Here is a 26122-nt window from a genome sequence, read left to right on the forward strand (position 1 = left end):
ACTGACGTCTACCCCTGATGCCACACATAGCGGTTGACGTAATCGGTGTAGCTCAGGATCAGGCGAAGCACTTTGTCGGAGACATTGGGCATGCTGTAATCGGCAGCCAGCCGTAGCTGGCGCTGCTCACCGCGCGGCTGCTGGTCGAGCACGGCCACCGCCTGCAGGACACGTTCAGGATTCAGGCCAGTCATGATCACGGCCGTTTCCTCCATACCTTCGGGCCGCTCGTGGGTGTCACGCAGAGTCAGGGCCGGGAAGTTCAAGATGGAGGCTTCCTCGCTGATGGTACCGCTGTCGGAGAGCACTGCCCGCGCATGCATCTGCAGGTGCACATAACCGAAGAAACCCAGCGGCTTCATGACCTCCACGAGCGGGTGGAAGCTCAGCCCGGCGGCAGCGATGCGCTTTTGCGTCCGGGGGTGCGCGGAGAAGATGATGCGCTGCCCGTACTGCTGCGCCAGGGCGTTCAGAGTGGCAGCGAGGGCGCCCAGGCGCTCGGGGGCGTCCACGTTCTCTTCTCGGTGCGCGCTGACCACGAAGTACGTGCCGCGCGCCAAGCCCAGCTCGGTTAGGATGGCGGAATGCTCGATCTGCTCGCGGTAGTGGGTCAGCACCTCGAACATGGGGCTGCCGGTCTTGATCACGCGCGCCGGGTCGAAGTTCTCTCTGAGCAGGTTCTCGCGGGCGATATCGCTGTAGGGCAGGTTGATATCGCTGGTGTGGTCCACGATCTTGCGGTTGGTTTCCTCTGGCACCCGCTGGTCGTAGCAGCGGTTGCCTGCCTCCATGTGGAAGATCGGGATTCTGCGGCGCTTGGCCGGAATGGCCGCCAAGCAGCTGTTGGTGTCACCCAGCAGCAGCAGTGCCTCGGGCCGGTGCTCTTCGAGCAGCGGGTCCACCTTGATCAGCACCTGCCCGATAGTCTCCGCGGCGCTGCTGCCGGCCGCGTTCAGGAACGCGTCGGGGCGACGCACCCCGAGTTCCTGAAAGAAGATCTCGTTGAGCTCGTAATCGAAGTTCTGACCCGTGTGGACCAGGACATGATCGGTGTGTTCATCTAGCTGGGCGATCACGCGGGACAGCCGGATGATCTCGGGGCGGGTGCCCACCACGGTCATGACCTTCATGCGTTTCATCGCTGGCCTGCCAGCTGCAGTTCACGCTGGACATCCGGTAGGGAGAGCAGCAGCTCCTCGATCTCGGGCACGGTCAGGCGCCGTGTGTTGTGCGAGGTGTAGTCCTCAAGCGTATTCTCTTCCTGCTGGCCCTCTGTGAAGTACTTAGCGTAGTTGAGGTCGCGGTCATCCATGAACACGCGCAGATAGTCGCCCATGTCCTCGGCTCGCACGAGCTCACCAGCAGTGGTGAGGGTCTCGAAGAGCTTCTCAGCGTGCCGGGTACCGATCACCTCGATAGGCACGTCGGAACGGAAGAGGTTCTTCAGAGCCTGGGCGAGATCCTGCACAGTGCTGGCAGGCGCTTTGCGCACGAAGATGTCCCCCTGGCGGGCATTCTCGAAGGCGAAGAGCACCAAGTCAATGGCGCTGCGCAGCGAGAGCAGGAAACGCGTCATGTCGGGGTCAGTCACGGTGAGCGGCTGGCCCTGCTTGATCTGATTGATGAACAGCGGAATCACGGAGCCGCGCGAGTACATGACGTTGCCATAGCGGACGGAGCTGATCTTGGTGTCGCTGTCGCTCAGTCCGCGCGCGGCGGCCTGCGCGACCTTCTCCATCAGGCCCTTGGTCATGCCCATAGCGTTCACCGGCAGCACGGCCTTGTCGGTGCTCAGGCACACCAGCGACTCAATCTGATGGTTGATGGCGGATTCCACGATGTTGTGCGAACCGACGACGTTGGTCAGTAGCGCCTGCATCGGGAAGAATTCGCAGGAGGGCACCTGCTTGAGCGCGGCGGCGTGGAAGGCAAGGTCCACACCGCGCATGGCCTGATCCACGCTGTCGCGGTCGCGGATATCGCCGATGTAGAACCGCACGCGCTGATCCTTGAGTTTCAGGCGCATCATTTCCTGCTTCAGCTCATCGCGGCTGAAGACACGTATCTCTTTAACATCAGTTTCACGAATAACATCAAGAAATTCATGACCAAAAGAACCGGTTCCGCCGGTGATCAGAACTGTTTTGCCTGCAAAATCCTTAGTGTTCATGCTTGACCTCGCTTGAAGGGTTGGGTGAAAAGGGTCATGTTCTGCTGCCGCACATGCGGCTGCTTCTCTACAGCCTTTGCATAGCTCTGACAACGCGCCGCGGTGGCCTGCCGCTCCTCCGTGGAGCGCCCCACGAGTTCGTCCACAGCGGCAGCAAAGCGTTCTGGCGCCTCCAGTGGCAGCACGTACCCGACGCCCGCGTCTTCTAGGTCACGCCATGGGGTACAGTCGCTGAGAATGACCGGTGTTCCGGCGGACAGCGCCTCTGGAATCACATGTCCGTAATTTTCTCCTCCAGTGGGGAAGAAAAAAGCGCTGTAATGGCCAAACGTGTCTCGGACATCCTCATACGCCAGCACGCCACAATACTTCACCTGAACATGAGACGGCAGACGCCTAATAAGCACCTGACACTGCTCCCAGTAGCTGCTGTCCTCAATGGGTCCGTAGATGTCGAGCGTGACCGGGGAGCGGACCTGCTCCAGGCACTGCAGGGCGTAGTGGAGGTTCTTCTTGGGCGAGATGCGCGACAGGTAGATCAGATCCCGATCGTGTGGCTGCGGCGTCCAGTCCCGGCCGGTTACAAAGGGGTCTGGGGCGAGCATGACGTCGTCGCGTTCGCCCAGCACCTGCTCCAGTTCCTGAGCCTCGTAACTGCTGGAGACCTGCCAGCGTACCCCCCGCAGTAGGCCAAATCGGTCGACCAGCTGCCGATAGAGTCTCTTCTTCCTGCCCTTCAGGACGTATGCGGCCCGCGAGAACTCGCCGCGCGGCGCAAGGATCACGTTCATGTTCAGCTGCCCCAGGCGGCGCAGCAGCAGGAAGATGAAGCTGAGCGGGGAGAAGAAGGAATTCAGGTAGAGCGTGCCCGCGCCAGACAGCCGCGCGTACTGCGCGAGGTCACGCGGCGTGAACTCCTCGTCATTGAGGTAGATCACGTCTGCCCGGCCCGTGCGTACGATCCGGCCGGCCGGCAGATGACTGTACACCGTTCCGTCGATGTCCTTGCGGCGGGTCAGAATCAGGAAGCGCAGCTCGTCACCCAGCAGCTCCGTCAGGTTGGCGATAGTCGTGATCGGCCCGCCGGCCTTACGGCCGGGCAGGTAGTAATCGAGGATAACCAGAACGTCGTAGCTTAGCTGTGGGGTCATAGGACGACAGTCTCCAAGAAACTCAGGATGCGCCGCCCCTGGAAAGCCCAGCTCTTGTGCGTCCGGACGAACTCCTGGGCCTGCCGGGCCTTCATCCGGGCGGCGGGTAGCGCGGCCATCACCCGCTCAATGCCGGCAGCCAGGGCGCGCGGTGATTCGTCACTCAGGACTTCCAAGAACGGCAGGTACTCCTCCGGCAGGCTACGAAAGCGGGTGGAAACCACGGGCAGCCCTGAGGCAAGGTACTCAATGAGCTTCGACGGAAAGACGTACCGGCTGTCCAGCCGCTCGTCACTGCGGTGATTGACCAGAAGGTCCCCGCGTGCATACAGTCCGCGCAGGCCGTCCATATCCAGTAGACCGTGGTACACCACCCGGTCATCAGACGCGGCGGCCGCCTCCACCGCCGCGCGCAGCCCTCCCTGACCGGCGACGTGCAGACGAACGTGTGTGGGCAGCCAAGTCATGGCGTCCAGCAGGACATCAACGCCGTTGTACGTCTCCAGCGCGCCGGCAAAGACGACATCGAAGGTCGTCCCGGAGGTGCGGGGCGCCGGGGCGTACGCCTGCTGCGCCGGGCCCAGCCCGCCTTCGACCACCAGGGTGGGCCGCCCGGGCATGAGTTCACGGCCGATCAGGGCTGTGCCAGTGATTGCCGCGGGCAGTAGGGGCAGGACCCGCGCAGCCCAACGGTATTCCAGCCGCTGCAACGGGCCGTCCGGGACCGTGGCACCAGGCACATCAACGTCGTACACCACGGGAACGTAGGGAAGCCGCAGAAGCCGGGAGAGCAGCAACAGCGGCGCCGAGGTAAAGGTATTGACGTTGTAGCTCATCAGCACCTGCGGTACACCGCGCTGGATCTGCCGCCAGCACTGGATCAGCAGAGCGCAGGCCAGCGACACCTGTTTCAGGTAGGGCACGTTGATGAACGCCACGAGGCGCTGCTCGCGCCGCCCCGGGCCCGGGAGGCGCTGGCCGGACACCCACCAGCGGGGACTTCTGGGAAAGGCGGGCACCGGCTGGAACGCCAGTACCGTGATGTCCGCCCCAGCGCCGTCGAGGCCTGCCAGCAACCCCTGCTGCGCCAGATTGCCGGCGCGCGAGAAGGCAGCCGTACGGTACTCGGGTGTGTCGGGAATGACACTGCCGATAAACAGGATGTGTAGGGGGCGCTGCGTCAAAGGGACCTCCGGCTCGACAGGGTAATGCGTATGCCCTGCCGACTGGTGATCCACATAAAGAAAATCGCAAGGTATGTCCACAGCGCCTCACCGCTCTGCCCGATCTGGTTGTTCGAGGAAAAGTAGAACACGACGATGATGTGAAGCGCCACGAGGTTTAGCGCCCAGACGTCCCGGGCTTCTATGGCGTCACGCCAGGTCGTGTAAAGCATCATACCCAGCAGCAGGCAGAAGATCGGAATGCCCCAGAAGCCCAGATCGGAGGCCAGCCAGAGGTACATGGACGACCAGTAGCGGTCCTTGAGCCACCCGTACTTTTCGATCCGTGCCGGGTACGTCTGTTCCTCTAAACCGCTGAGGCCGGTCAGGGTTTCATACTGCCGCAGCACGAACGGCGAGGTCCCCAAGCCATACAGCGGCACGAACGGTTCACGCAGGGCCAGCCCCATCGCAAAATACCCCTGAGTGATGTAGTTCGACAGACCCACCACCAGCGTCCGCCCGCTCTCGGGAACCCCCTGCAGGAGTAGGTTCTGGGCATCCACCCGCGTGTTTCCGGGCGGAAAGTACCCGGACACGATGGATGACCCGGCCCGCGAATTCATGGTGGCCGAGAAGAAGCTGGTGAACATGCCGACTAGCGCCACCACGATGACTCCGCCAAGCACGACGCGCTTGGCGTTCAGCCGGATCAGGCCGGCAGCCACCGCGGTGAGCAGCAGGATCGGTACCGTGACCGCGTAGTCACCGATGGCCTTGTTGGTGCCCATCGCCACGAAAAGCGCCATGTTCATCACGACCAGCGTCACCGACCAGAACCGTGCCCGGCTACTCAGCTTCGTCCAGTAGAAGACAGCCAGCGGGAAGTACAGGTAGAGCACCGGTCCCAGCAGAATCCGGAGGTACTCGATGACGGCGCCGGCGCCGCTCTCCCGGTAGGTCAGCGAGCGGACATAGGCTTCACCCGGCGAGCGCAGGCCCCCGAGGACATCCGGCACCGGGAAGCCCGTGCGCGCCAGGGAGGTCAGCGGAAAGATCAGTAGATTCACGAGTAGTGAGAGCGTGAAGAGTCGGCGGAAGTTGCCGGCCTGCTGCACAGGCGCTCGGTAGATCGCATGCGCCAACAGGTAACCTCCGGCCAATGCCGCTTGGTACAGCAGCGCGAAGAATAGGATCTCGTTGCTCCCCCTGTTGTAGTACTGCCACGGGCCGAACCGGAACAGCAGCACCGTGAGCAGCAGGTAGACCTCGAAGAAGATCAGGGGCGCCATCAGGGTCAGCAGGGAAGCCTTACGCGTCATGCCGCTCCCCCATTCCGCGTCCACGCCGCACGACCAGCAGCGCGAACCCTGCCACCAGCCCGGCCAGCAGCGCCAGGGCTAGCCAGAGGTTGACTTCACGCACTAGGCTTACCAGTATCAGCCCACCCACCACGCCCAGCCACTGCCAGTCGGGCACGGCCAGCTGCGCCGCGTTGCGGGCGGCCATGACCGTCAGGCTCACGGTAGCGACGCCCAGCCCGGCCAGCAGGACGCCCTGCACGCCCAGCTGGTACGCGACGGTCAGAACCAGGGTGACCTTGACGATCGCCTCGACGATTAGCGCAGCAAAAGCAAACCGCGGCGCCACCATCGCGCGGTTCAGGGTGTTGTGGAGGTACGCCCGCGTGGTCATGAAGACCTGCAGGGCCATCAGCGTGTTGACCAAACTGCCCAGGTAAAACCCGGGGCCGATCCACAGCTGCATGAACCACTCGTTGAGCACGATGAAACCGCCGCCCAGCGCGAGTGACAGCAGTCCGTGCAACCCCAGCAGCCTGCGGTACGCGCTGCGGCTGCCTGCAGCGCCGTCACGCGCAAACACATGGGAGAACCCCGCGAAGTTCGCAGCGCCAAGCGTTTCGATGACGCTCCGGGCCACGTCAGCCGTCCGGCGCATCGTGTTGAACTGTGTGGCGACGTGCGGGCCAAGCAGCGACGCGACCAAGAAGTTGTCGCTCTGGTTACTAACCGCGTACCCCATAGCACCCAAGCCACTGTATGGCATGACCGCCAGGCCTTCGCGCAGGTGCCGCTGACTGGGGAGGCCAAGCAGCACCTGTTGCCGACGGTGGAAGATCACGAAAGCCGCCGCGCCGCCGACAAAGGCCACGAACGCCCGGGCGAACATACCGTAGGCAACCGAACGGACCCCGCCGCCGTGCATCAGGAACCACCAACTAATCAACACGCCCAGCACGCTGCCCAGCACGACGGCGCCCATGGTCACAATCGGCGCCTGCAGGGCGCGGGCTAGGCCGGTGAAGGCATAACTAGCAATGGTCAGCGCTACGGCCCATAAGCCCCAGACAAACGCCGCTTCCAGTTCACTCTCGGCGGCGGGCCCAAGATCAAACGGCTGATACACCAGGTGGGCCGCCAGTGGGCCGACTAGAACAATCGCGGCGGCCAGCACCAACAGGATCACAAGGGTGCTCGAAAACCAGTGGCTCAGGTCCCTGATGTCCTGCTGGGCATGTGCCGCGCTCATTTTCTGGATGGCGTAGTTGGTCAGCCCAAAGTCGAACGCCTGCAGCCACAGCAACAGGTCACCGGACCCCACCCATGCACCGTTGACCTTCGTGCCCACGGTGCGGATCAGCAATGGGGTCACAAACAGCAGCTGTACCGTCAGGACAGCAAAGTTCAGGAGAGTACCCAGAAAGGTGATTCTGGATGCCTGACGAAGCTGGCGGTCACTGACACTCATGGGGGCGCCCGCCGACCATTATTCTGTACGTTCATACTCGTTCCGGCTCCGTGGGGGCACCGTAGGAGTACGAGTAGTTGTAACTGCTCTCCTCACGCGCGTTAGCCTTGTTGATCACGGAACCGATGATCTTGAGTCCGGCCCGCTCAGCGCGCCTGAGAGCGCTCGCCGCGCCGTGAATGTTGGTCTGACCATACTCGACCACCATGATCACGGCGTCAGCGTGACGGCCAAGCACCAGCCCGTCGGCCAGGGCCAGCAAAGGCGCGGTGTCCACGAGGATGACGTCGTAGTGCTGACGCCACAGGTTCAGCGCCTGCATGATGTTCGCTTGGTTGAAGATGCTGAGGCTGTTGGCAATGCCCGGTCCGGCTGGGAGAACGTCCACATTGGGTTCCACCTGCAGCACCTCAATCTCGTGAGGGCGCAACAGAGCTTCGGGCGTGGTGCGCGCACCCCCGGTGGCGCCCAGAGTCTTCCAGTTCCCTACCTCATCATATTTCTTCCAGACGGCGGCTTGAGTACCGCGCCGCAGGTCGGCGTCAATGATCAGGACCCGCTGCCCGCTGGACGCCATGCCATCGGCCAGGGTGGCGGTCACGCTGCTCTTGCCCTCGCCGGGAGCGGTGCTGGTCATCATCACGACCGGGTGGGGGCGCGTGGCGAGCGTGGCCATCAGATTCACGCGCAGGAAACCCACTGCCTCGTAGAGCCCGGCCTGCCGGGCGGCGCGCACGATACCGCGTAGTAGCACGTCACGCTGACGCAGACGGGGCAGCGTCGCCAGGGTCGGCAGGCCCAGGGGCAGCATGTCCTCCTCGGTGCGGATAGTGCGGTCCGACAGGCTAGCCAGCGCGGCGCCAGCCACCCCGAGCAGCAGACCCAGCAAGGCCGCCAGCACGGCGTTGCGTACGGGTTTGGGGGATACCGGCAGGCGCGGCACCTGAGCACTGACAAGCGGGGAGAGCACGCCCACAGCGGAGTTTTCCAAGATGGCTAGCTGCACCCGGCTGTCCTGAATCCGGGCCTGCCGGGCCAGCAGGGACTGACGCTCGGTGGGGGTAAGGGCACGCCCGCTCAGCTGAGCATTGATCTCTTTCAGCTGGGCATCGAAGCCGCTCAGCCCGAGCCGGATGGTGGTCAGGCCACGTCCACGGTCCCAATTGACGAGGGCAGCGCTGGTCAAGTTCGCCAGCACACGGGCCGCCTCAGGGTGACGCGCGCGGGAGCGCACGGTGTAAGTGCCGTTGCCGTTGAAGTCCAGCCTGGAGGTCAGCGTGAGTGTCTTGAGGTTCTGGTCCTGGATCTCACGCCTAATCTGCCGGCCGAGACGCGCTTTTTCCTCCTGGGGAATGGCGCTGTTCTTCTCCAGGGTTTGCAGGACGGGAAGCAGAATCTGTTCGCTCTGCAGGGCCTGAGACATGACGCCTTCCGGAAGCGGCGGGGCATTCACGGTAGCCTGCCCGCTCACGCTATCCGGGGCAGCGGTAGTGTTAGTCGCGAAGAGGGTAGCGGCCGCCTCGTATACCGCTGGTTGCTGACGGCTAAGCACGAAGGCCAGGGTCCCCAGCAGGACCGGGGCCATGAGGACCCAGGGGAGGTACCGCTTCAGCGCTCGCCAGAGAAAGCTGATATCAACTTCCCGGATCTGTGACTCATTCTCTTTCATACCTGCTCCTTCCGTATAAAAACCGTCCGTTTCTCGCCCGGGTAATGGCAGAAAGGGACAGTTCGTCGTTGCTTCCGAAGTTCATGCTGTTCGATGATAATCCCAAACCCTAACCGGCATGCAGTAGAGAGCTGGCCCCGGCGCAGACAGAACGGAATTCATGCGGCGCGCCCGGGTGGGAGCGACCTCAGAGGCTGTCTGGAAAGTCATTGTCGAGCTGTTGCCGGCTGTTCACCAACGAACGCCGCGAGCCTCCGACGGTGGTCTGCTCCCCGGAATCTGGACAGTGTTGAACAAGAGTTTCCACGGGCGAGAGAACAGCGACCAGAACGAAGGCCCAGGAGGCAGGGGCTTGAAATTCCCCGGTCTCATGGTCGTTGATGCGAAGTGACTATGCCTCGCACGCCCAGCCTACCGCACAGCATCATCACCGCGCAGCTGAACCGAATCACCAGCCTCAGCGGTCTCGTTCCCTACAGCCCCCTGCGCAGAAGCGCCATCTCCCAGGAGATGGCGCGGGACTCCTTCGCATCGACGGAAGACCTTCAGCGTCGAGCCAGGAACGCGCCTTCCGGCGCGTTCCTGGCCATCGATTTCGTCATGGTGCCCCACGCCGGACGGACGATGGAAGGCGTGAACTACCACTACAGCGGTCAGGCCCAGACCCGTCTGGGCCATCCGTTCACCTCCGCTGCCCTGGTCAGGTTCGGTGAAGATCCAGTTCCGTTGCTGGAGCGCTTCAAGGTGTCCCAGGTCCTTGAGACGACCTGTTACCCGTACCGCACCGCCACGCAGGAAATGATCCACGTTGTTCAGGATTGCCTCGCGGCGGGCGTCCCCATGGCGGGTCTGCTGCTGGATGGAGAGTTCGGGCGGGACGCGGCCGTGACCTTCAGTCGCGAGCATCAGATTCCGGTCTTGATTCGTGCCAAAGCCAATATGACCGTGCAGTTCGAGGGTGAGTCCCTCACCCTCGGTGCGCTGAGCCGGCAGTTCCCTCCGGAACGCTGTCACCTGTACGCGGAGTTCGGGTGGCGCGTCCGCCGCTTGCCGGTTGCCCGTGAGGTCGGTGGGTTCGATGTCCTGATCGTGTGGCGCAAGGTGCACGGGGAGTGGACACGGTTTTTCCTGTTCAGCACGTTTGGTGGTGACGTCACGGTTCGCTCACTGCTGCGGGCCTGGAAGGCCCGCTGGGGGATCGAGGTGATTCACCGGTTCTTCAAGCAGAACCTGGGGCTGGGACGCTGTCATTGCCGGACGATCCAGGCGCAGGAGAACTGGGTGTGGTGCGTGGTGGAGGCCTTTCACGCGGTGCTACGCGTGCGTCGGGAAGTGATCTGTCAAGGGTTTGGTGGAGCCTCAGTTCGGGATGGGGGCCTGCTCCTCGAAGGCCGTCGGTGACCGATAGCCCAACGACGAGTGGCGACGACGACGGTTATAGAACACCTCAATCCACTCAAACACCTCTGTCCGTGTCTGGGCACGACCCCACTGCGCTTCACCGAGTCCCATCTCCGTCTTCAACGTCGCAAAAAAACTCTCCTGGACAGCATTATCCCAGCATTCTCCTTTCTCGCTCATGCTCTGAACGGCCTGCAACCTATCCAGTGCCTGCTTGTACACCTCGCTCGTGTACTGACTTCCTCGATCCGAGTGATGCAGCAGTCCTCCTGGTGGTTTCCGACACCCTACGGCCATCTCCAACGCCGCTGTGACCAGCGGCGTCTGAAGTCGCTCATTCAGCGCCCAGCCGACAATTTTCCGCGAATACAGGTCCATCACCGTTGCCAGGTACAGCCAGCCCTCATGCGTCGGTAAATACGTGATGTCCGTGACCCACTTCTGGTTTGGGCCGTCCGCAGTGAACTCTCTGGCCAGGATGTTTTCCGCGACTGGGCGGGAGGATTTCACTTTGGTCGTCGTTCGCAACTTCCGCTTTCCACGCGTGACAAGCGCCGCTTGTCGCATGAGTCGCCCGATCCGCTGACGGCTGACCCGCTCGCCCTGCTCATGCAGGTCGGCTTTGATGCGCAACGCCCCGTACGTTCCCCGACTCTCCTCGAAGCTGGTCCTGATTTTCTCCATCAACACGCGATCTCTCGTGATCTTCTCGCTCTCCGGCCTTCCCCGCGAAGCGTAGTACCCGCTGATGCTCACCTCGAGAACCCGGCACATCAGTTCCACTGGGAACTCGTTCTGATGCCGCTCGATGAACCCGAAGATCAGGGCTGCTTCGCGAAAAAGCGGCCAAGCCCCATACGGGTGCTGTTCTGGCCAAGACAGGCCAGCGCTTTTTTCAGGATATCGCGCTCCTGTCGTGCAATTTCCAGTTCCCGTTCCAACTCCTTGAGCCGAGCCTCCTGTGGTGAAAGGGCGGGGACGCCCCGCCCGGTGAAGGCTGGGCGGCCGGCGGCCGTCTGGGTGTCCTGCTGCTGCTTCCACCGGACGACGTAGTGAGGGGGAACGCCAAGGTCACGGGCAATCTGGGCGCAACTCTTTCCGGTCGTGCGGACCAGCCGGACGGCTTCTTGTTTGAACTCAGCGGTGAATTTCTGCTTGGGTACGGACATTCTGTCCTCCAGTGTGGATCACACTGAACTTACCCTCCACCAAACTCTATCCAATTCAACAAGAGGGAAAAACGAAGCGGGCGGCACTGAGAGCACTCAAGACCCACCTGGCTCGCGAGTTGTACCGAACCTTGCAGGCCAGTCACGTGGGAGGCCCCAGCCCCCTCATAGGATCTTTTTGCCTTTTCCCTTACCGGCTTGACATACTAGGTTCGGGTACTGAGCGTCTACCGTCATCGAAAGCGGCGCTTCTCTGTACGGGTCAATCTCGTTGCAGCGGGGTGTACCCGCACTATTGTCAGCATGACGTGACTTTCACGAAAGATCTATTCCTGTGAGTACAACGCTCGGTGCCGACAAGCAGGAATCGAGAGCGAGCTCTAGACTACTGAATATGAAAGCCATCATTCCTGCTGCCGGTCTGGGCACGCGTCTCCGTCCTCTCACGTACACGCGGCCCAAGCCGGTGCTCCGGGTGGCGGGGAAGCCGATCATCGTGCATGCCATCGAGACGTTGCAGGGGGCGGGTATCACGGAGATCGGGGTGGTCGTGTCGGACATCACGCGGGTGGAGATTCAGCATGCCATCCGGGAGATTTCGGGCGTGCAGGTGACACTGATCAATCAGCATGAGCAGTTGGGGTTGGGGCACGCGGTGCTGGTGGCGCGGGAGTGGGTGGGTGAGGATGATTTCTGCGTGTACCTGGGGGATAACCTGTTCGAGTTCGGGGCGCGGCCGTTCGTGGAGCGTTTCGTGGCGGAGCGTCCGGCGGCGCTGATTGCGCTGGTGGAGGTGGAGGATCCGACGGCGTTCGGGGTGGCGGAGCTGGATGGGACGCGCATCACGCGGCTGGTGGAGAAGCCGAAGGTGCCGCCGAGCAACCTGGCGGTGGCGGGGCTGTACTGTTTCACGCCGCAGATCTTCTCGGTGCTGGCGGGCATGCCGCCTTCGGCGCGGGGGGAGTACGAGATCACGGACGGGATCCAGGGGTTGATCGAGGCGGGTGCGGCGGTGCTTGGGCAGTCGGTGGTGGGGTGGTGGAAGGACACGGGTCGCCCGGCGGACCTGCTGGACGCCAACCGGCTGCTGCTGGAGCGGATTGTGCTGGACGTGCAGGGGACGGTGGAGGACTCGCGGATCACGGGGCGGGTGGTGATTCCGGCGTCGGCGCGGGTGACGCGCAGCAAGATCGTGGGGCCGGTGATGCTGGGTGAGGGCGTGGTGATCGAGGACGCGTACATCGGGCCGTTCACCAGCATCGGGCAGGGCAGCGTGGTGCGTGGGGCCGAGGTGGAGCACAGCGTGATCGACGCCGAGGCGCGGATCGAGCAGTTGAGTACGCGGCTGCAGGACTGCCTGATCGGCGTGCGGGCGCAGGTGCGGGGGGGGCGGACGGTGCCGCGCACGCACAAGTTGACGATCAGTGACGCGAGTGTGGTGGAGCTGGCGTGAGCGGTGGGCGGGGCGTTTGGGGGTGACGGCAGGGTTGTGTCAGGAGCGGGGCACTATCATGGGGGCATGACGGATTCACCTCGTATTCACCTGGGTTCCCTGCTGCGCTCCTCGACGGAGGACGCGCACGCCGAAGGCAGCCTTGATCACCTCCAGTATGAGCAGGGGCGCGCGCTGCAGACGCTGCGGTTCGCGGAACCCGCGCCGTTCGAGGTGGATGTCAACGCGCTGGGCAGCAACGAGATGTACCTGCAGGGGACCTTCGAGCCGGTGCTGGTCATGGAGTGCGCCCGTTGCCTGCGGGAGGTGCACGTGCCGCTGGAGGTCTCGCTGGGGACGCTGCTGCGCTATGACCCTGCGGTCGACGCGCCGTACCTGGAGGAGGCCGAGACGGGCGAGGAGGTGCTGGTGTTCGGGGATCCGGACCTGGATCTCAGTGCCTACCTGGCCGAGACGACGCTGCTGAACGCGCCGCTGAGCGTGCTGCACGATGAGGCGTGCCGCGGGCTGTGTCAGGTGTGTGGGCATGACCTGAACGAGGGGCCGTGCGAGCACATGGCGCAGGTGCCGGTCGAGGAGATCGACGATGACCTGGGCACCCCGGAGGGGTCGCTGCACGCCAAGCAGAATCCCTTCGCGGCGCTGGCTGACCTGAAGCTGCCGGAGGAGTGACGTGGGGGCCGGGAACACGCCGGAACTCACGCATTTCCGGGACGGCCTGCCGCGCATGGTGGACGTGACCGGGAAGGCCGCGACGTCCCGTGAGGCGACCGCCGAGGCCTGGGTGCGGCTGCCGGGCGAGGCGCGCGCGGCGCTGGAGGCCGGCACGAACCCGAAGGGGGATCCGCTGGTCGTGGCGAGACTGGCGGGGCTGGCGGGCAGCAAGCGTACGGCAGACCTGGTGACGCTGTGCCATCCGATTCCGGTGACGGGCGCGGACGTGCAGGTGACGCTGGAAGCGGCGGGCGTGCGGGTGCTGGCAACGGTGCGGACGACCGCGCCGACCGGGGTGGAGATGGAGGCCCTGACGGCGGTGACGGTCGCGGCGCTGAACGTGTACGACATGCTCAAGGCGGCGAGCAAGGCCATCGAGATCACGGGTGTGCGCCTGCTGGCCAAGTCTGGCGGGAAGAGCGGGGATTATCAGGCGGGGGCGGGGCAACCGGACTGACGCGGCAGGGATCCGGGCAGGCCGCGGGAACCCGGCCGGTCTGTTCAACGTAGAGGAAGCGTATGGGCGCAGAACGTCACAACCCGGAAGCAAGGTCGGCCGCGCCCGCGTGGCTGGATCTGCTGCACCTGGAGGCGGACGGTGTCCTGACCGACCGCGAGCGTGACGCCCTGCAGGCGCTGGAGCAGCGGCATGGCGCGCAGGTACGCCGGCAGCGTGAACGCCTGGCGTGGGGGGTGGCGGCCCTGATGGCCCCCCCTGCCCCCCTGCCCCGCAGCGTCGCGGCCGACGTGGCCCGCGAGGTGCGGCTGTCGGCCTGCCTGGAGGCGCAGCCCGCGCTGCCCCGCAGTGTGGCGGCGCGGGTCGTGGCGGACATCCGGCTGGCGGGTGAGTTGACGCCGGCCCCGCTGCCCCGCAGCGTGGCGGCGCAGGTCGTGCGGGACGTGCGGCTGCACGAGGCGCTGGCCGGCGCTCCGGCGCTTCCGGTGGGTGTGACGGAACGCGTGGCGGTGCGGGTCGCGGCCCGCGTGACAGCCGAGGCGGCGCCTCGCGTCCCGGCCGAGACGCCGGGTGTCCTCCGGCCCGGGGCGGCGCCCGTTTCCCTGAATGCGGTGGGAGCGCCGCCCCGGCACAATCCGGCGCCGCTGATCCTGGTGGTGTCGCTGCTCGCCTCGCTGACGCTGCTGGGCGTGTCGAGCGCCTGGCCGAACCTCGCGGCGGGGGCGTTGGTCCTGCAGACCCTGCTGGCCCAGGTGTCGCCGGTCGCGGGTGTGGGGCTGGCGCTGCTGCTGGTCACGAGCGCGCTGGTCAGTGCGCGGCCCACGCCGGTCACGCAGCGGCTGGGGGCGGGGGCCTTCGCGCTGAGTGCCGCGCTGACCCTGCCGGCGCTGTACGGCCTGGCCGGGCAGGGCACGGTGACGTTCGGGCAGGACGTGCAGGTCCGGGGCCGGGTGGACGGGAACGTGATCAATGTGGGCGGGAACGTGCACCTGCGGGCGGGGGCGGACGTGCGCGGTGAGGTGATCACCCTGCTGGGTGACGTGTACCGGGTGCCGGAAGCGCGGGTGGCCGGGCGCGTGAACGCCCTGCTGGGGCACGCCCCGGGGGACCGTGAGGCGCTGGAGACCGAGGTGCCCCGTGGGCTGGCGGCCGTGACGGCCTCCGCGTTCAGGCCGGTGCTGGGGTGGTTGGGCAGCGCTGCGTGGCCGCAGGTGTTCGTCACCCTGACGGGGGGGGCGCTGCTGCTGCTGTTCGTGTCGGGGCTCGCGCCGGTCCTGGCACGGCGGCAGCGCCACGCCCCGGTCCGGACGCTGGCGCTGGGCATCCTGGCGCTGGCGGTGCTGGTGGGCCCGGCAGGTGGGCTGGCGCTGGCGGGGCTGCTGGGTCCGGCGCTGGTCGCGCTGGCGCTGACGGCCGTGCTGATCGCGCTGGGTCTGAGTGTCAGTGCGTATGACGTGGGCCGGGCGCTGGCGCTGCGGGCGCGGTTGCCGGTGCCGGACGCGGTCGGGGGCCTGCTGGGGCTGAGTGCGGTGGCGGCGAGCCTGAGCGTGCCGCCGCTGGCCTTCGGGCTGGCGCTGGTGGGCGGGGCGTGGGGGGCAGGAACGCTGCTGCTCGCGCGGGGTCAGGCCGGGGAGACGCTGGACGTCGCGGACGCCGCCTGATACGGACTCCGATTGAACGGGCTGCAAAGGCCATTCAATCCGAGCGAAGCGACTCGGAGAGCTGCTCCGCAGAGTGGGAGCTGGGCGGGTTCTGGACGTGGAGTCGGCAATCCGGTGAAGTTCCGGATTGTCGGCGAAACAAACGGCAGTCCGTATGACCTGGTGGCGGTGACGTCTGCGGCCCGGGGGGCCGGCAGTTGAAGACATGAACACACCGACCGGCGGGAACCGGTCGGTGGTTGCGTTGGCACTGAAGCTCAGTTCAGGATGCGTTTGAGGTGCAGGTAGATCTCGTACCAGTCCTGTTTGTCGCGGGGGCGTTTGCCGCGCAGTTCGATGCGGGACAGGGTGCGGACCCAGTCGGGCGTGATCTGCGGTCCCAGCGTGGGGTCGGCGACGAGGTCGGCGAGTCCCTTGGGCAGCGAGCCTTCGGTGGACGCGCCGTAGAACTCGACCCCTTCGAGCAGGTCGTGGACGGTGATGGCGTACGCGCCGGCCAGGGTCTGGAGGGTTTCCAGGCTGGGGTTGGTGCGGCCGCGTTCGAGGTCGCTGAGGTACGGGACGCTGATCCCGGCGGTCTCGGCGACGTCCTTGAGCCGCAGCCCGCGTTCGCTGCGCAGTTCGCGAAGTCTTTCGTGCAGTTTCATTGTTCACCTCCTTGGCTGCGGCGTGGCCTCACGCTGCGCGCTGGATTTCTCGCAGCGCGGCGGCGCGTGCCGCCTGGGGCGCCTTCCGGGTTCTGGGGCAGGGCAGGTTTGCCTGTGGGCAGAATGGGGCAGCCTTGGTTGGAGTGTAACACCACCCGCCGGTACGGTCAATACAGAATAAAGAGTGCGACTTCTTGCCCATCCTGATACCGACCTGCTAGAATCTGCCAAGATCGTAATCAGGCAGAGGATTCGCCCGCATCCGAACCCGCTCCCGGCGCGGTCCTCCGGTTTTCACCCCCCGAACTTTTCACCCTGCCACCTGACCTCGCCGCCCACCGGGCGGGAAGGAGTGTTCACCCATGCGCGCTCTGGACACCATCGCCGAAAGCATCCGCGTCGGTTACGCCCACCCCACCACCCTGCTGAACACCTTCATCGAGGTCGAGAACGAGGGCGGCCTGAGCGCCGTCCGGCGCATCGAACGGCAGCTGCAGCTCGGGCTGAGCGCCATGCGGGAGCGGCAGCATCCCCACAGCGACCTCGCGCAGAAATGGCTGAGTTCCGCCCGCGCCTACCTGATCACACGCGCCGAACGCCGCCAGGCGAGCTGAACCCACCCCACAGCACTACGGGCTCGGAGCGCTGCTCCGCAGGGTGGGAACAAAGAGAACGGCCGCGCGTGGCGCTGGTCACCCCGAGGTGTCCCGCGTGAAGGGCGCAACCCCCGTTCCGTCCCTGTCACGCCTGCGCGCACCCGGACGGAACGGGGGTTGCCCCCCACGCCAGCGGAACCCGGTTCAGTTCAGTTGGTAGATCTCGCCGTACTTGCGGTGCAGGTACGTGACGTAAGGGTCGGCACTCAGGGCCTGTCCGGTCGCCTGCACGGTCAGTTCGGCCGGTGTGAGGCTGCGACCGTGCTGGTGAACGTGCTCGACCAGCCAGGCCCGCAGCGGGCCGTACTCGGCCGCCGCCACGCCCTGTGCCACGGCCGGGTCACGCTGCGCGGCTTCCAGCAGTTGCACGCTCAGCAGGTTCCCCAGCGTGTACGTCGGGAAGTACCCGATCAGTCCGGCGGACCAGTGAATGTCCTGCAGCACGCCCCGCGCGTCGTCGGGTGGGGTCAGGCCCAGGTACGACTGCATCCTGGCGTTCCAGGCGTCCGGCAGGTCCCGCACGGCGAGGCTGCCTTCCAGCAGCGCCAGTTCCAGTTCGAAGCGCAGCATCACGTGGAAGTTGTACGTGACCTCGTCGGCCTCCACGCGGATCAGGCTGGGATTCACGCGGTTCACGGCGCGGTACAGCGTGGCGGCGTCCAGTCCCTCGGTGACGGCGGGCGCGGCCCGCTGCAGCTGCGGGAAGTACCGCTCCCAGAACGGCAGGCTACGGGCCAGCAGGTTCTCGAACATCCGCGACTGGCTCTCGTGCACGCCCAGGCTGGCCCCGGCCGAGACCGGGGTGCGCGACCAGCGTTCAGCGACGCCCCGCTCGTACATGGCGTGCCCGGTCTCGTGCCAGGTGCCGAACAGGCAGGCGGGCCAGTACGGTTCCACGCGGGTCGTGATGCGGATGTCGCTGCGGCTGAAGTTCGACTGGAACGGGTGGGCGCTCTCGTCCTGCCGCGCGAAGCTGCCCTGCAGTCCGAAGGCCTCGCCGGCCACCTGCCACGCGAAGTCCTTCTGTGCCTGCGGCGGGAACGGCCGGGTCAGCACGCGGTAGTCGGCGGCGTCCCCGGCGGCGCGCAGGCGCTCCAGCAGCGGCAGGGTCCGGTCGCGCAGGTCCGCGAACACCGCCTGCACCTGCGAGGCGCGCATGCCCGGCTCGTAATCGTCGATCAGGGCGTCGTAGGGATGCTCGTCGAAGCCCATCAGGTCCGCCTGACGCCGCGCGAGGGTCATCATGCGCTCCAGGTGCGGCGCGAACGTCCCGAAGTCACTGCGGCTGCGGGCGTCGATCCAGGCGTGATGCGCCTCGTTCTGCGCGCGGGTGCGTTCCTCCACGAAGGAGGTGGGCAGGCGCGTGGCCTTCGCGTGATCGCGGCGGGCGACGCGCACCACCGCCTCGTCGGCCGGGTGCTGCGGCTGCGCGGCCGCCAGGAGGTCGCCCGTGTCGGGCGCCGTGAACAGTTCGTGCGACAGGCCGGCCAGGGTCGCGAGCTGCTGCCCGCGCACCGGGGCGGCCTCCTCGGGCATGAAGGTCTCCTGTTCCCAGGAAAGCAGGTTCGCGGCGGCGTTCAGGTCACTGACCTGCCCCAGCCGGCGCTTGAGGGCCTGCATGGTCGGGTGGGCGGCGGGCGCCGTCGGATCGGGCGTGGTCATGCCCTCTAGCGTAACGTGTGCGGCCCCCGGGAGGGGCAGCTGACGCGGGCAGGGGGACTACTGCCAGCGTTCGCGGCGCTCGCCTGCCCTGCCGAGCAGCAGGGGGCGCACCTCGCCCAGCAGGTAGAGGCTGCCGCACACCAGCGCGAGCGGCGCGGCGCGGCCGGCCAGCACCTCCAGCGCCGCCGCCGGGGTGTCCGTGACTGTCACGGGCAACCCCGCGAACAGTTCCGCGAGGGCCCGCGGGTCCGCGGCGCGGGGACTGAGGACCGCGCGCGTGAGAATCACCTCCGACACGGCCGGCCTCAACGCCGCGACCACCCCGCCGAGGTCCTTGTCACCGGCGGCCCCGAACACCAGCGGCAGCGGCCCCACCTGCAGTTCCTCCAGCGTCGCGGCCAGGGCCTGCGCGCCGTCCGGGTTGTGCGCGCCGTCCAGCAGGACCCGCCCTGCTCCCCAGGGAAGGGTTTCCAGCCGCCCGGGCCAGCGGGTGCCGGCGGCGCCGCGCGTGACGGCCGCGGCAGGAACCCCCAGCCGCAGCGCCGCCAGGGCCGCCAGCGCCGCGTTGCGCGCCCCGTGACGCCCCAGCAGCGGCGTCTGCAGGGTCAGGGGCCCGGCCGGGGTCCGCAGGGTCACCTGCGCCCCCTGCCAGCCCCGCAGCCGGAGGTCCAGCAGGTGGTCGTCCAGTCGCCACAGGTCCGCGCCCGGCGCGTCGAACGCCGGCTGTACCTCCGGCGCGACCCCCACCACGGCCGGACGCCCGGCCCGCAGGATCCCGGCTTTCTCGGTCGCGATGGCCTGCGGCGTGTCCCCCAGGAATTCCGTGTGGTCCAGGCCCACGTTCGTCACCACGCTCAGCGCCGGTTCCAGGGCGTTCGTGGCGTCCAGCCGTCCCCCCAGGCCCACCTCCATCACGGCCACCTGCACGCCCGCCTCCGCGAACAGCAGCGCGCCCAGCGCCGTCACGATCTCGAAGAACGACGCCCCCAGCGCCTCCGCCGCGGGCCGCACGCGGGCCAGGGCGTCGGCCACCACTTCCTCCGGCAGTTCCTGACCGTCCACCACGAACCGCTCGGTGAAGTGCGTCAGGTGCGGACTCGTGAACAGCCCGGTCCGCACGCCCCCGGCTTCCAGCATGGCGGCCAGCGTGGCGGCGGTGGAGCCCTTGCCGTTCGTGCCGCCTACCAGCACGGCGCGGAACGACGCCTGTGGACTTCCCAGCCGCGTCAGGAGTGCCTGCACCCGTCCCAGCCCAGGGTGAACCCCGAACCGCTGCCGCGCGAACAGCCACTCCAGTTGCGCCTGCCACGCCTGCACACCCACGTCCGCACTGCTGTCACGTCCTGCACTCATCCGTCCAGCATAGAGCCATTCTCCGCTTCGCCGCCGTGCCAGTCCGTTCTGCCCGTCCACATTCACCCGCGCTCCTGCGGCGCTTGACAGGTCCGCCCGGCCCGACAGACTGCCCCTTATGGCAAAGGCTCTGGACCGCCCGCAACGGCAGCGGGGAGGGGGCTGGGGAACGCGTCCCCGGACCCCTCCCCCACCGGCCCCGGCCGCTTCAGCCCTGGGCCGCGAAGTACCCTTCGAGCGTCGGCACGATCTGCTTCTTGCGGCTGATCCGCCCCCCGAGGTCCGCGACCGGCCCGTCGACCGTGACCCCGAAGGCCTCGCTCAGCACTTTCCCTTCGGTGGCGCTGAGCACCAGGGTGCGGTTCGTCTCGTTCAGGATGTCCACCACGCTGAGCAGCACGCCCGAGAGGCTGTCCTGCGCCTTCACCTGATCCATCGCCGCGAGCAGCTCGGCCTGCCGGCCGAACACGTACGCCGGGTTGGTCGTCTCGATCACGCCGATCCCCCACTGCTGCGCGGGCTCCCCGAACGGGAACACCTTGTAATCCATGCGCAGCAGCGCCTCGGCCGGCGTGTCTCCCAGGTCGCTCTTGGCGGCGAACATGGCCAGCGCGTACGCCTCCACATCCTCGATGCCCGCGACCGGCGCCAGGAACGCAGCGGCGTCCCGGTCGTCCTGGGTGGTGGTGGGGCTGCGGAAGTGCAGGGTGTCACTCAGGATCGCGCTGAGCATCAGCCGGGCGTCGAGCGGTTCGACGCTCAGGCCTGCCTCGCGGTGCAGTTTCAGCAGGATCGTCCCGGTGCAGCCGACCGGCTCGAAACGCAGGTAGGGGGGCTGCGCGGTGCTCAGGTCGCCCAGCTTGTGGTGATCCACGACGCGCGTCACGTTCAGGTTCGCGAGGTTCGGCGCGGACTGCGCACTCTCGTTGTGATCCACCAGCGCGACCGCCGCGCCGGCCGGCAGTTCCGGCAGCAGCGCCGGGGCGTCCACGCCCGCCTCGCGCAGCACGAACGCCGTCTCGAAATTCAGTTCGCCCAGACGGAACGCCTGCGCGTCCAAGCCCTGGCGGGCAAGCAGGCGCGCGTACACCAGCGCGGCCGTGATGGCGTCGGTATCCGGGTTCAGGTGACCAAAAACAGCAAGCATGTCTTCAGTCTACCCGCTGCGTGTGGCCGCCGCCCGGCTGCGCGGTCCGCACCCCGAACGGTACTGGCCGCCCAGGGCATACAGGAAAGACCCCCGCACGTGGCGGGGGCCTTTCCGTGAATCCCCCGGGGGGGATTCAGGTCTCCTGGGTTTAGAAGGTGACCTTGTAGTTGATCTTGAAGACGGAGCCCTTGGCGTCGGAGGCGCCGGGCACCACGGTGCCGGTACCGCTGCGCATGCGCAGGTTGCCGTAGCCGTAGCCGAAGCTCAGGTCGTAGTAGTTGGCTTCAACGTACACGAGGTCCTGGCTGATGGTGTTGCCGTGGTTGCTGTCGCCGAAGCTGCCGGCGGTGCCAGCGGCGTCTGCAACGGCCACGTAGGGGGTGTAGACGCGGTTCTTGCCCTGGTAACCGGCGTAGTACACGGCCAGCTTGGTGTTGGGGAGCAGGAACTCGTTCAGCTTGACGCCCACGCGGTAGGTGACGTCGCTGGCGGTGTAGTTCTCAGCGGCCGTGTTGGTGTTGCTGCTGTACTGCTTGCTGTAGGCCTTGACGTACCCTTCGAGGCTGGGCTTGAAGGCGACGTTCAGCACGTCGGTCTTCACGTCCAGGGTGCCGTTGACCGTGGTGTAGTCGGCCGGGGTGTCGTTGGTAGCGAAGTTGCTGTTCTCGAAACCGGCGCCCAGGTTCACGTTGGCGATGCCGACCTTGGTGTTGTAGGCGGCGTTGCCGTAGAACACGTTGTTGGTGTAGCCGCTGGTGTTGCCGATCACGCGGTAGCGGGCCTTGAAGCCGAGGGTCAGGTCCAGGTTCTTGACCAGGGCGTTGGCGGCCTTGCCGTCGTGCTTGGCTTCCACGCCGTACTCGCTGTAGCAGGTGGTGCTGTCGCAGCTGTTGTAGTCCAGTTCGGTGGTGTTCAGGCCGAAGCTGTTGCTGCCGGCCGAGGTGCTCTTGCTGAACAGGCCACCGTCGTTGGCGATGCGGGTGTTGCCGTTGGCGACGTTGCGGTAGAAGGCGCCGACGCTGAAGCCCAGGCCGGGAGTCACGTCGCCACGCACGGCGTAGCGCACGCCGCTCTTGCCGTCGAGGGTCGCGTCCAGGGGGGAGGCGGTGCCGGTCAGCATTTCGTAGTAGCCGCCGCGCACGGTGACCAGGTTGAACAGGCTGACCTTAGCGGCCACGCCACGGTCCACGATCGCGGAGGCTTCGCCCGCCGTGTTCATGGGGTTCTTGCCGTAGTCGACGCTGTTGTCCACGTAGCCGCCCAGGGACACGGGGCCGACCGTCGTCTTGGCCTTCACGCCGAAGCCGGTGCGGCCTGCGACGTAGGGGGCGGTGCTGTTGGTGGCCGTGGGGGCGGCCTCCATGATCCCGGCGGTGGCGTCGTAGCCGGCGCTCACGCTGCGGTAGTTCAGGGTGTAGACCTTCACGGGGCCGAGGCTGCCGCTGGTCTTGGCGTAGAAGGCGTTCTGGGTTTCCACGGTGCCGGTGGTACGGCTGGGCGCGATGCGGCTCTGGGCGTACTCGCTGTCGAGCTGCCAGCCGGCGACAGCGCCGTGCAGGTCAGCGCCGAAGGCGGTGACGTCGTTGGGGGTGCCGGCGGGCTGGCCGAAGGCGTCGGCGCCTTCCTGCATCACGTGCACGCCTGCCTTGAGGGTGCCGGCCGGGGTGATCTCGGCGCGCACGCCGCGGTAGTACAGGTTGTCGCCGTTGGCGCCGCCGCGGCTGCCGTAGACGGTGTTGATCATGGGCTTGAACGCGCCGAGGACGGGCAGGGTGCTGCCGTCGATCTTGACGTTGAAGCCGTCGCCGCGGCCCACGGCGTCGTTGTCGCCGATGTAGTCAGCGAACTTGAAGGTCAGGCCCTTGCCGAAGGTGACCGTGACGGGCGCGTTGCCGACCGTGAAGGCGGCGGTGGCGTTCTTGAAGTAGAAGAACAGGGGGCGGTAGGTCACGCCGTCCTGCGTCACTTCGGGGTAGCGGGCGTCAGCGGCGGGCAGACCGGCGCGGATGCCGAAGCTCACGTCGACGGTGTTGACGTTCAGGCCGCCGTTGCCCTTGACGTAGGCGCCGGTCACGTCGCTCTTGGCGGTGTCGAACTTGCCGCTGTTGCCGAAGCTGATGCCGAAGCTGATGGTGGTGCTGCCCTCGGTCTTGACGGCCTTGTTGGGCAGGTTACCGGCGTTGGAGAAGCCGTAGAAGTTCTCGGCGCCGGCCAGCACGATGGCCTTGCTGCCGGAGAAGTCGCCGTAGTCGACGGCGCTGTCGACCGTGGTGGTGCTGCCGTCGTCACCGGTGCTCAGCACGGTGCCGGGGAGCAGGCGGTCGATGTCCATGTCGCGGGTCGCGCGGCCCACGAAGTACGTGGCGGACAGGGTGGGCTTGATGCTGAAGGCGTACTTCTCGAGCTGGGCGACGCGGTTGTCGAGGCTGGTGACCTTGGTCTCGACGACGCCGACGCGGCCGGAGAGGTTGTCGTAGTCGGCGCGGGCGACGAGGTCGGCCTGGGCGGCTTCGACGGCGCTGACGCGGTCCTGGAGGTTCAGGATGTCCTGGTTCAGGAGGACGGTCAGGTCGTTCAGGGCGGCGATGGAGCTGGCGTTGTCGTCGACGTCGGCACGCAGGGTGTCGTAGTCGTCGGCGCGGGCGGTCAGCTCTTCGATCTGGCTGGTGAGGCCGGCGAGGGCTTCGGGGTCGCCGCTCTGCAGGGCGAGGGCTTCGACGCGCTCTTCGAGGCGGGCGAAGTCGTCGCGGCTGACGGCGTTCTCTTCGAGGTCGCTGACGCGCACGCCCAGGGCGGCGAGGTCGGCGGCGAGTTCCTGGATCGCGTTCTGCAGCGCGGTCAGGGTCTCGGGGTCGATGCTGTCACCGGCCACGGCGCCGCTCTTCATGTCTTCGAGCAGGCGGGCGATGATGACGGCCGCTTCGTAGCGGGTCAGGTTCTGCGTGCCGCGGTAGGTGCCGTCGGGGTAGCCGAGGATGATGCCTTTACCGACGAGTTTGTCGATGGCGTCCTTGGCCCAGTGACCGGCGGGAACGTCGGTCAGTGCGGGCACCTGGGGTGCGCTGGCGGGAGCGGCCGTCTGTGCGGCGGCGACGCCGAAGGACAGCGCGGCGGTGAGAACGAGCAGGCTTTTCTTCATATGAACCCCCAAAAGGTCGTCGCGCGTCGGAGGGACGTTCCGGCTCTGAAGATGACGTTGGGGCGAGTTGCCGGGTTTCCTCTCCCGGAGTGGTTCGCCGTTCGGTGTCTCTTTCGCGCAACCTGACGTTTCCTTCCTGTCGGATGAAAACTGTCAGATCAGGCGGATGATACAAGCATGAAAGAGAGTGGGTCAACCCTGAGAGGGGCGTAAAAGCGTGTTTTTACGCGAGAATGCCTATTTCTGATCAAGTCATGAAGGCAAACCGGCCCTGTCGGGCCGTCACCGGGCGCCGAGCCGGGTAACGGCCCTGTCATGGTTCAGGGTGTATCAGCGCCGGTCGGCGGGGTGTGATCCTCCCGGCTGGTTGCACCGCGTCCCGTTTCGAGGGCCTGCTGAAACCAGGCTGGAATCTGCTCCTTGAAGTACCGCCGCGCCCAGCCCTGCGCCCACATGTGGAACTCACCCTGGGCAATGGCGGCGCGGGCACGTTCCACGAGGCGGTGCAGGTAGCGCAGGTTATGCAGCGAGAGCATGCGGGGTGCCAGCATCTCCTCGGCTTTCACGAGGTGTGCCAGGTACGCGCGGGTGTAGTGCCGGCAGGCGTAGCAGTCGCAGTCCGGGTCCATGGGTTCCAGCTGGCGGCGCGGGGCGCTGGAGTTCATGTTCAGGCGGCCGTCGTCGGTCAGGGCGTACCCGAAACGGCCCGTGCGGGTCGGGTACACGCAGTCGAACATGTCTACCCCCAGGGCGATGCCGGCCACGAGGTCCTCCGGGTGACCGACGCCCATCAGGTAACGGGGCCTGTCCTCCGGGAGACGCTCGGCGGTGAAGGCCACAGCCGGGTACATGGCGTCCTTGGGTTCACCCACGGCCAGCCCCCCGATCGCGAAACCCGGGGTGTTGTACGGCAGGGTCAGGTCGAGGCTCTGCTGCCGCAAATCCGGGTGAATGCCGCCCTGCACGATCGCGAACAGCGCCTGATGGCTGTTGGTCTTGGCCTGCAGGCTGCGGGCCAGCCAGCGTTCCGTGCGCTCCAGGCTGCGCTGGATGTACTCCCGCTCGGCAGGATAGGGGGGGCACTCGTCGAAGGCCATGATCACGTCGGCTCCCAGGGCCTGCTGCACCTCGATGCTGCGTTCCGGCGTGAGGTCCACCAGACTGCCGTCCAGGTGACTCTTGAAGGTCACGCCCTGCTCGGTGATCTTGCGCATGTGCCCAAGACTCATGACCTGGAACCCCCCGGAATCGGTCAGGAAGGGGCCAGGGTAGGCCGTGAAGCCCGGCAGACCCCCATGGGCCTCGACGAGCGCCTCACCGGGGCGCAGCATCAGGTGGTAGGTGTTGCCGAGGATCATCTGCGACCCGATGTCGAGCAGTTCCTGCGGGCTGATGCCCTTGACGGTGCCCTGCGTCCCGACAGGCATGAACATGGGGGTGGTCACCGCGCCGCGCGGCGTGTGAAACCGGGCGACACGCGCGCGGCCGTCACGGTGCTGGATGTCGAACTCGAACATACCCGGCATTCTGCCCCATTCCACGGGGGTGAAACGTCCACCGGCAGCTCCTCCTCTTCTGTCTCTTCTGCTGTGCCGTACCTGCCGATTGGCATGTTCGGTGGGCGGTTGGCGGTGCCCCGGGGTGGGCACAGGAAAACGCCCCCACCGGTGAGGGTGGGGGCGGGTGTGGAGCGGGAGACGAGATTCGAACTCGCGACATCTACCTTGGCAAGGTAGTG

The 26122-nt window shown here is 66.4% G+C and carries 21 protein-coding genes; 6 read left to right on the top strand and 15 right to left on the bottom strand.

What is annotated here, in order from left to right; all coding sequences use genetic code 11:
* Positions 1-8: 8 nt before the first annotated feature.
* The 7 genes from wecB to ABDZ66_RS16755 are packed head-to-tail and all read right to left on the bottom strand — an operon-like array spanning position 9 to position 8922.
* Entirely contained in the window at positions 9-1139 is a 1131-nt protein-coding gene (gene wecB / locus ABDZ66_RS16725; protein WP_343761347.1) for a non-hydrolyzing UDP-N-acetylglucosamine 2-epimerase, read from the bottom strand.
* Positions 1136-2170 (bottom strand): polysaccharide biosynthesis protein, encoded by a 1035-nt coding sequence (locus ABDZ66_RS16730; RefSeq protein WP_343761349.1) that lies wholly within the window; start codon positions 2168-2170, stop codon positions 1136-1138. The genes wecB and ABDZ66_RS16730 overlap by 4 nt, the downstream gene beginning before the upstream one ends.
* On the bottom strand, positions 2167-3321 hold the full coding sequence (locus tag ABDZ66_RS16735) for a glycosyltransferase family 4 protein (protein ID WP_343761351.1): 1155 nt from the start codon (positions 3319-3321) through the stop codon (positions 2167-2169). The genes ABDZ66_RS16730 and ABDZ66_RS16735 overlap by 4 nt, the downstream gene beginning before the upstream one ends.
* On the bottom strand, positions 3318-4505 hold the full coding sequence (locus tag ABDZ66_RS16740; RefSeq protein ID WP_343761353.1) for a glycosyltransferase: 1188 nt from the start codon (positions 4503-4505) through the stop codon (positions 3318-3320). The genes ABDZ66_RS16735 and ABDZ66_RS16740 overlap by 4 nt, the downstream gene beginning before the upstream one ends.
* Positions 4502-5806, bottom strand: a complete 1305-nt coding sequence (locus ABDZ66_RS16745; RefSeq protein ID WP_343761356.1) for a hypothetical protein — start codon at positions 5804-5806, stop codon at positions 4502-4504. The genes ABDZ66_RS16740 and ABDZ66_RS16745 overlap by 4 nt, the downstream gene beginning before the upstream one ends.
* Positions 5796-7253, bottom strand: a complete 1458-nt coding sequence (locus tag ABDZ66_RS16750; protein ID WP_343761358.1) for a lipopolysaccharide biosynthesis protein — start codon at positions 7251-7253, stop codon at positions 5796-5798. Before ABDZ66_RS16750 ends, ABDZ66_RS16745 begins: the two co-directional genes overlap by 11 nt.
* 31 nt (positions 7254-7284) lie before the next feature.
* Complete coding sequence (locus tag ABDZ66_RS16755) at positions 7285-8922, bottom strand: polysaccharide biosynthesis tyrosine autokinase (RefSeq protein ID WP_343761360.1); 1638 nt, start codon at positions 8920-8922, stop codon at positions 7285-7287.
* Positions 8923-9432: 510 nt separating this feature from the next.
* On the opposite strand from ABDZ66_RS16755, the gene ABDZ66_RS16760 reads away from it, so the two are divergent.
* Positions 9433-10323, top strand: coding sequence for a transposase (locus ABDZ66_RS16760; RefSeq protein WP_343761364.1), 891 nt, complete (start codon positions 9433-9435; stop codon positions 10321-10323).
* On the opposite strand, the gene ABDZ66_RS16765 is transcribed toward ABDZ66_RS16760, so the two are convergent.
* Both ABDZ66_RS16765 and ABDZ66_RS16770 read right to left on the bottom strand, forming a co-directional pair.
* Positions 10282-11097 (bottom strand): IS3 family transposase, encoded by an 816-nt coding sequence (locus tag ABDZ66_RS16765; RefSeq protein WP_343761409.1) that lies wholly within the window; start codon positions 11095-11097, stop codon positions 10282-10284. The two genes, ABDZ66_RS16760 and ABDZ66_RS16765, sit on opposite strands and share 42 nt — an antisense overlap.
* Positions 11098-11144: 47 nt before the next feature.
* A complete protein-coding gene (locus ABDZ66_RS16770) occupies positions 11145-11492 on the bottom strand; it encodes a transposase (RefSeq protein WP_343761368.1) in 348 nt (115 codons plus the stop codon).
* Between the two features lie 394 nt (positions 11493-11886).
* Between ABDZ66_RS16770 and ABDZ66_RS16775 the strand changes: the two genes are divergently transcribed.
* The 4 genes from ABDZ66_RS16775 (at position 11887) to ABDZ66_RS16790 (ending at position 15777) form a co-directional block, all read left to right on the top strand.
* The gene (locus ABDZ66_RS16775; RefSeq protein ID WP_343761371.1) at positions 11887-12945 is read left to right on the top strand and encodes a glucose-1-phosphate thymidylyltransferase; all 1059 of its coding nucleotides are present in this window, start codon (positions 11887-11889) and stop codon (positions 12943-12945) included.
* Positions 12946-13011: 66 nt separating this feature from the next.
* Positions 13012-13617 (top strand): YceD family protein, encoded by a 606-nt coding sequence (locus ABDZ66_RS16780; RefSeq protein WP_343761373.1) that lies wholly within the window; start codon positions 13012-13014, stop codon positions 13615-13617.
* Position 13618: 1 nt separating this feature from the next.
* Complete coding sequence (gene moaC / locus ABDZ66_RS16785) at positions 13619-14116, top strand: cyclic pyranopterin monophosphate synthase MoaC (protein ID WP_343761375.1); 498 nt, start codon at positions 13619-13621, stop codon at positions 14114-14116.
* A gap of 62 nt (positions 14117-14178) precedes the next feature.
* Positions 14179-15777 carry a polymer-forming cytoskeletal protein gene (locus tag ABDZ66_RS16790; protein ID WP_343761377.1) on the top strand — a complete coding sequence of 533 codons (1599 nt, stop codon included), beginning with the start codon at positions 14179-14181 and terminating at the stop codon, positions 15775-15777.
* Positions 15778-16034: 257 nt separating this feature from the next.
* Here the strand turns inward: ABDZ66_RS16790 and ABDZ66_RS16795 are convergent, their stop codons facing one another.
* On the bottom strand, positions 16035-16424 hold the full coding sequence (locus ABDZ66_RS16795; protein WP_343761379.1) for a helix-turn-helix domain-containing protein: 390 nt from the start codon (positions 16422-16424) through the stop codon (positions 16035-16037).
* A 362-nt stretch (positions 16425-16786) separates the two neighbouring features.
* Here ABDZ66_RS16795 and ABDZ66_RS16800 point away from each other — a divergent pair, with 362 nt between their 5' ends.
* Positions 16787-17038, top strand: coding sequence for a hypothetical protein (locus ABDZ66_RS16800; protein WP_343761381.1), 252 nt, complete (start codon positions 16787-16789; stop codon positions 17036-17038).
* A gap of 186 nt (positions 17039-17224) precedes the next feature.
* On the opposite strand, the gene ABDZ66_RS16805 is transcribed toward ABDZ66_RS16800, so the two are convergent.
* The 5 genes from ABDZ66_RS16805 to tgt form a co-directional block, all read right to left on the bottom strand.
* On the bottom strand, positions 17225-18742 hold the full coding sequence (locus tag ABDZ66_RS16805) for a carboxypeptidase M32 (RefSeq protein WP_343761383.1): 1518 nt from the start codon (positions 18740-18742) through the stop codon (positions 17225-17227).
* 57 nt (positions 18743-18799) lie between these two features.
* The gene (locus tag ABDZ66_RS16810) at positions 18800-20095 is read right to left on the bottom strand and encodes a bifunctional folylpolyglutamate synthase/dihydrofolate synthase (RefSeq protein ID WP_343761385.1); all 1296 of its coding nucleotides are present in this window, start codon (positions 20093-20095) and stop codon (positions 18800-18802) included.
* A 208-nt stretch (positions 20096-20303) separates the two neighbouring features.
* The gene (locus tag ABDZ66_RS16815; protein WP_343761387.1) at positions 20304-21242 is read right to left on the bottom strand and encodes a manganese-dependent inorganic pyrophosphatase; all 939 of its coding nucleotides are present in this window, start codon (positions 21240-21242) and stop codon (positions 20304-20306) included.
* A 151-nt stretch (positions 21243-21393) separates the two neighbouring features.
* Positions 21394-24384 (bottom strand): S-layer homology domain-containing protein, encoded by a 2991-nt coding sequence (locus tag ABDZ66_RS16820; RefSeq protein ID WP_343761389.1) that lies wholly within the window; start codon positions 24382-24384, stop codon positions 21394-21396.
* Positions 24385-24704: 320 nt separating this feature from the next.
* Positions 24705-25901, bottom strand: a complete 1197-nt coding sequence (tgt, locus tag ABDZ66_RS16825; RefSeq protein WP_343761391.1) for a tRNA guanosine(34) transglycosylase Tgt — start codon at positions 25899-25901, stop codon at positions 24705-24707.
* Positions 25902-26122 lie beyond the last annotated feature (221 nt).

The sequence above is a fragment of the Deinococcus depolymerans genome (assembly GCF_039522025.1).
Taxonomy (GTDB): domain Bacteria; phylum Deinococcota; class Deinococci; order Deinococcales; family Deinococcaceae; genus Deinococcus; species Deinococcus depolymerans.

Coding starts and splice junctions, on each gene's coding strand:
- ABDZ66_RS16775 (WP_343761371.1), top strand. CDS start 11,887: ATGAAAGCCATCATTCCTGCTGCCGGTCTGGGCACGCGTCTCCGTCCT.
- ABDZ66_RS16765 (WP_343761409.1), bottom strand. CDS start 11,097: ATGTGCCGGGTTCTCGAGGTGAGCATCAGCGGGTACTACGCTTCGCGG.
- ABDZ66_RS16745 (WP_343761356.1), bottom strand. CDS start 5,806: ATGACGCGTAAGGCTTCCCTGCTGACCCTGATGGCGCCCCTGATCTTC.
- ABDZ66_RS16790 (WP_343761377.1), top strand. CDS start 14,179: ATGGGCGCAGAACGTCACAACCCGGAAGCAAGGTCGGCCGCGCCCGCG.
- ABDZ66_RS16795 (WP_343761379.1), bottom strand. CDS start 16,424: ATGAAACTGCACGAAAGACTTCGCGAACTGCGCAGCGAACGCGGGCTG.
- ABDZ66_RS16805 (WP_343761383.1), bottom strand. CDS start 18,742: ATGACCACGCCCGATCCGACGGCGCCCGCCGCCCACCCGACCATGCAG.
- ABDZ66_RS16800 (WP_343761381.1), top strand. CDS start 16,787: ATGCGCGCTCTGGACACCATCGCCGAAAGCATCCGCGTCGGTTACGCC.
- ABDZ66_RS16820 (WP_343761389.1), bottom strand. CDS start 24,384: ATGAAGAAAAGCCTGCTCGTTCTCACCGCCGCGCTGTCCTTCGGCGTC.
- ABDZ66_RS16730 (WP_343761349.1), bottom strand. CDS start 2,170: ATGAACACTAAGGATTTTGCAGGCAAAACAGTTCTGATCACCGGCGGA.
- ABDZ66_RS16755 (WP_343761360.1), bottom strand. CDS start 8,922: ATGAAAGAGAATGAGTCACAGATCCGGGAAGTTGATATCAGCTTTCTC.
- wecB (WP_343761347.1), bottom strand. CDS start 1,139: ATGAAACGCATGAAGGTCATGACCGTGGTGGGCACCCGCCCCGAGATC.
- ABDZ66_RS16750 (WP_343761358.1), bottom strand. CDS start 7,253: ATGAGTGTCAGTGACCGCCAGCTTCGTCAGGCATCCAGAATCACCTTT.
- ABDZ66_RS16815 (WP_343761387.1), bottom strand. CDS start 21,242: ATGCTTGCTGTTTTTGGTCACCTGAACCCGGATACCGACGCCATCACG.
- ABDZ66_RS16760 (WP_343761364.1), top strand. CDS start 9,433: ATGGCGCGGGACTCCTTCGCATCGACGGAAGACCTTCAGCGTCGAGCC.
- ABDZ66_RS16810 (WP_343761385.1), bottom strand. CDS start 20,095: ATGAGTGCAGGACGTGACAGCAGTGCGGACGTGGGTGTGCAGGCGTGG.
- ABDZ66_RS16780 (WP_343761373.1), top strand. CDS start 13,012: ATGACGGATTCACCTCGTATTCACCTGGGTTCCCTGCTGCGCTCCTCG.
- ABDZ66_RS16770 (WP_343761368.1), bottom strand. CDS start 11,492: ATGTCCGTACCCAAGCAGAAATTCACCGCTGAGTTCAAACAAGAAGCC.
- tgt (WP_343761391.1), bottom strand. CDS start 25,901: ATGTTCGAGTTCGACATCCAGCACCGTGACGGCCGCGCGCGTGTCGCC.
- ABDZ66_RS16735 (WP_343761351.1), bottom strand. CDS start 3,321: ATGACCCCACAGCTAAGCTACGACGTTCTGGTTATCCTCGATTACTAC.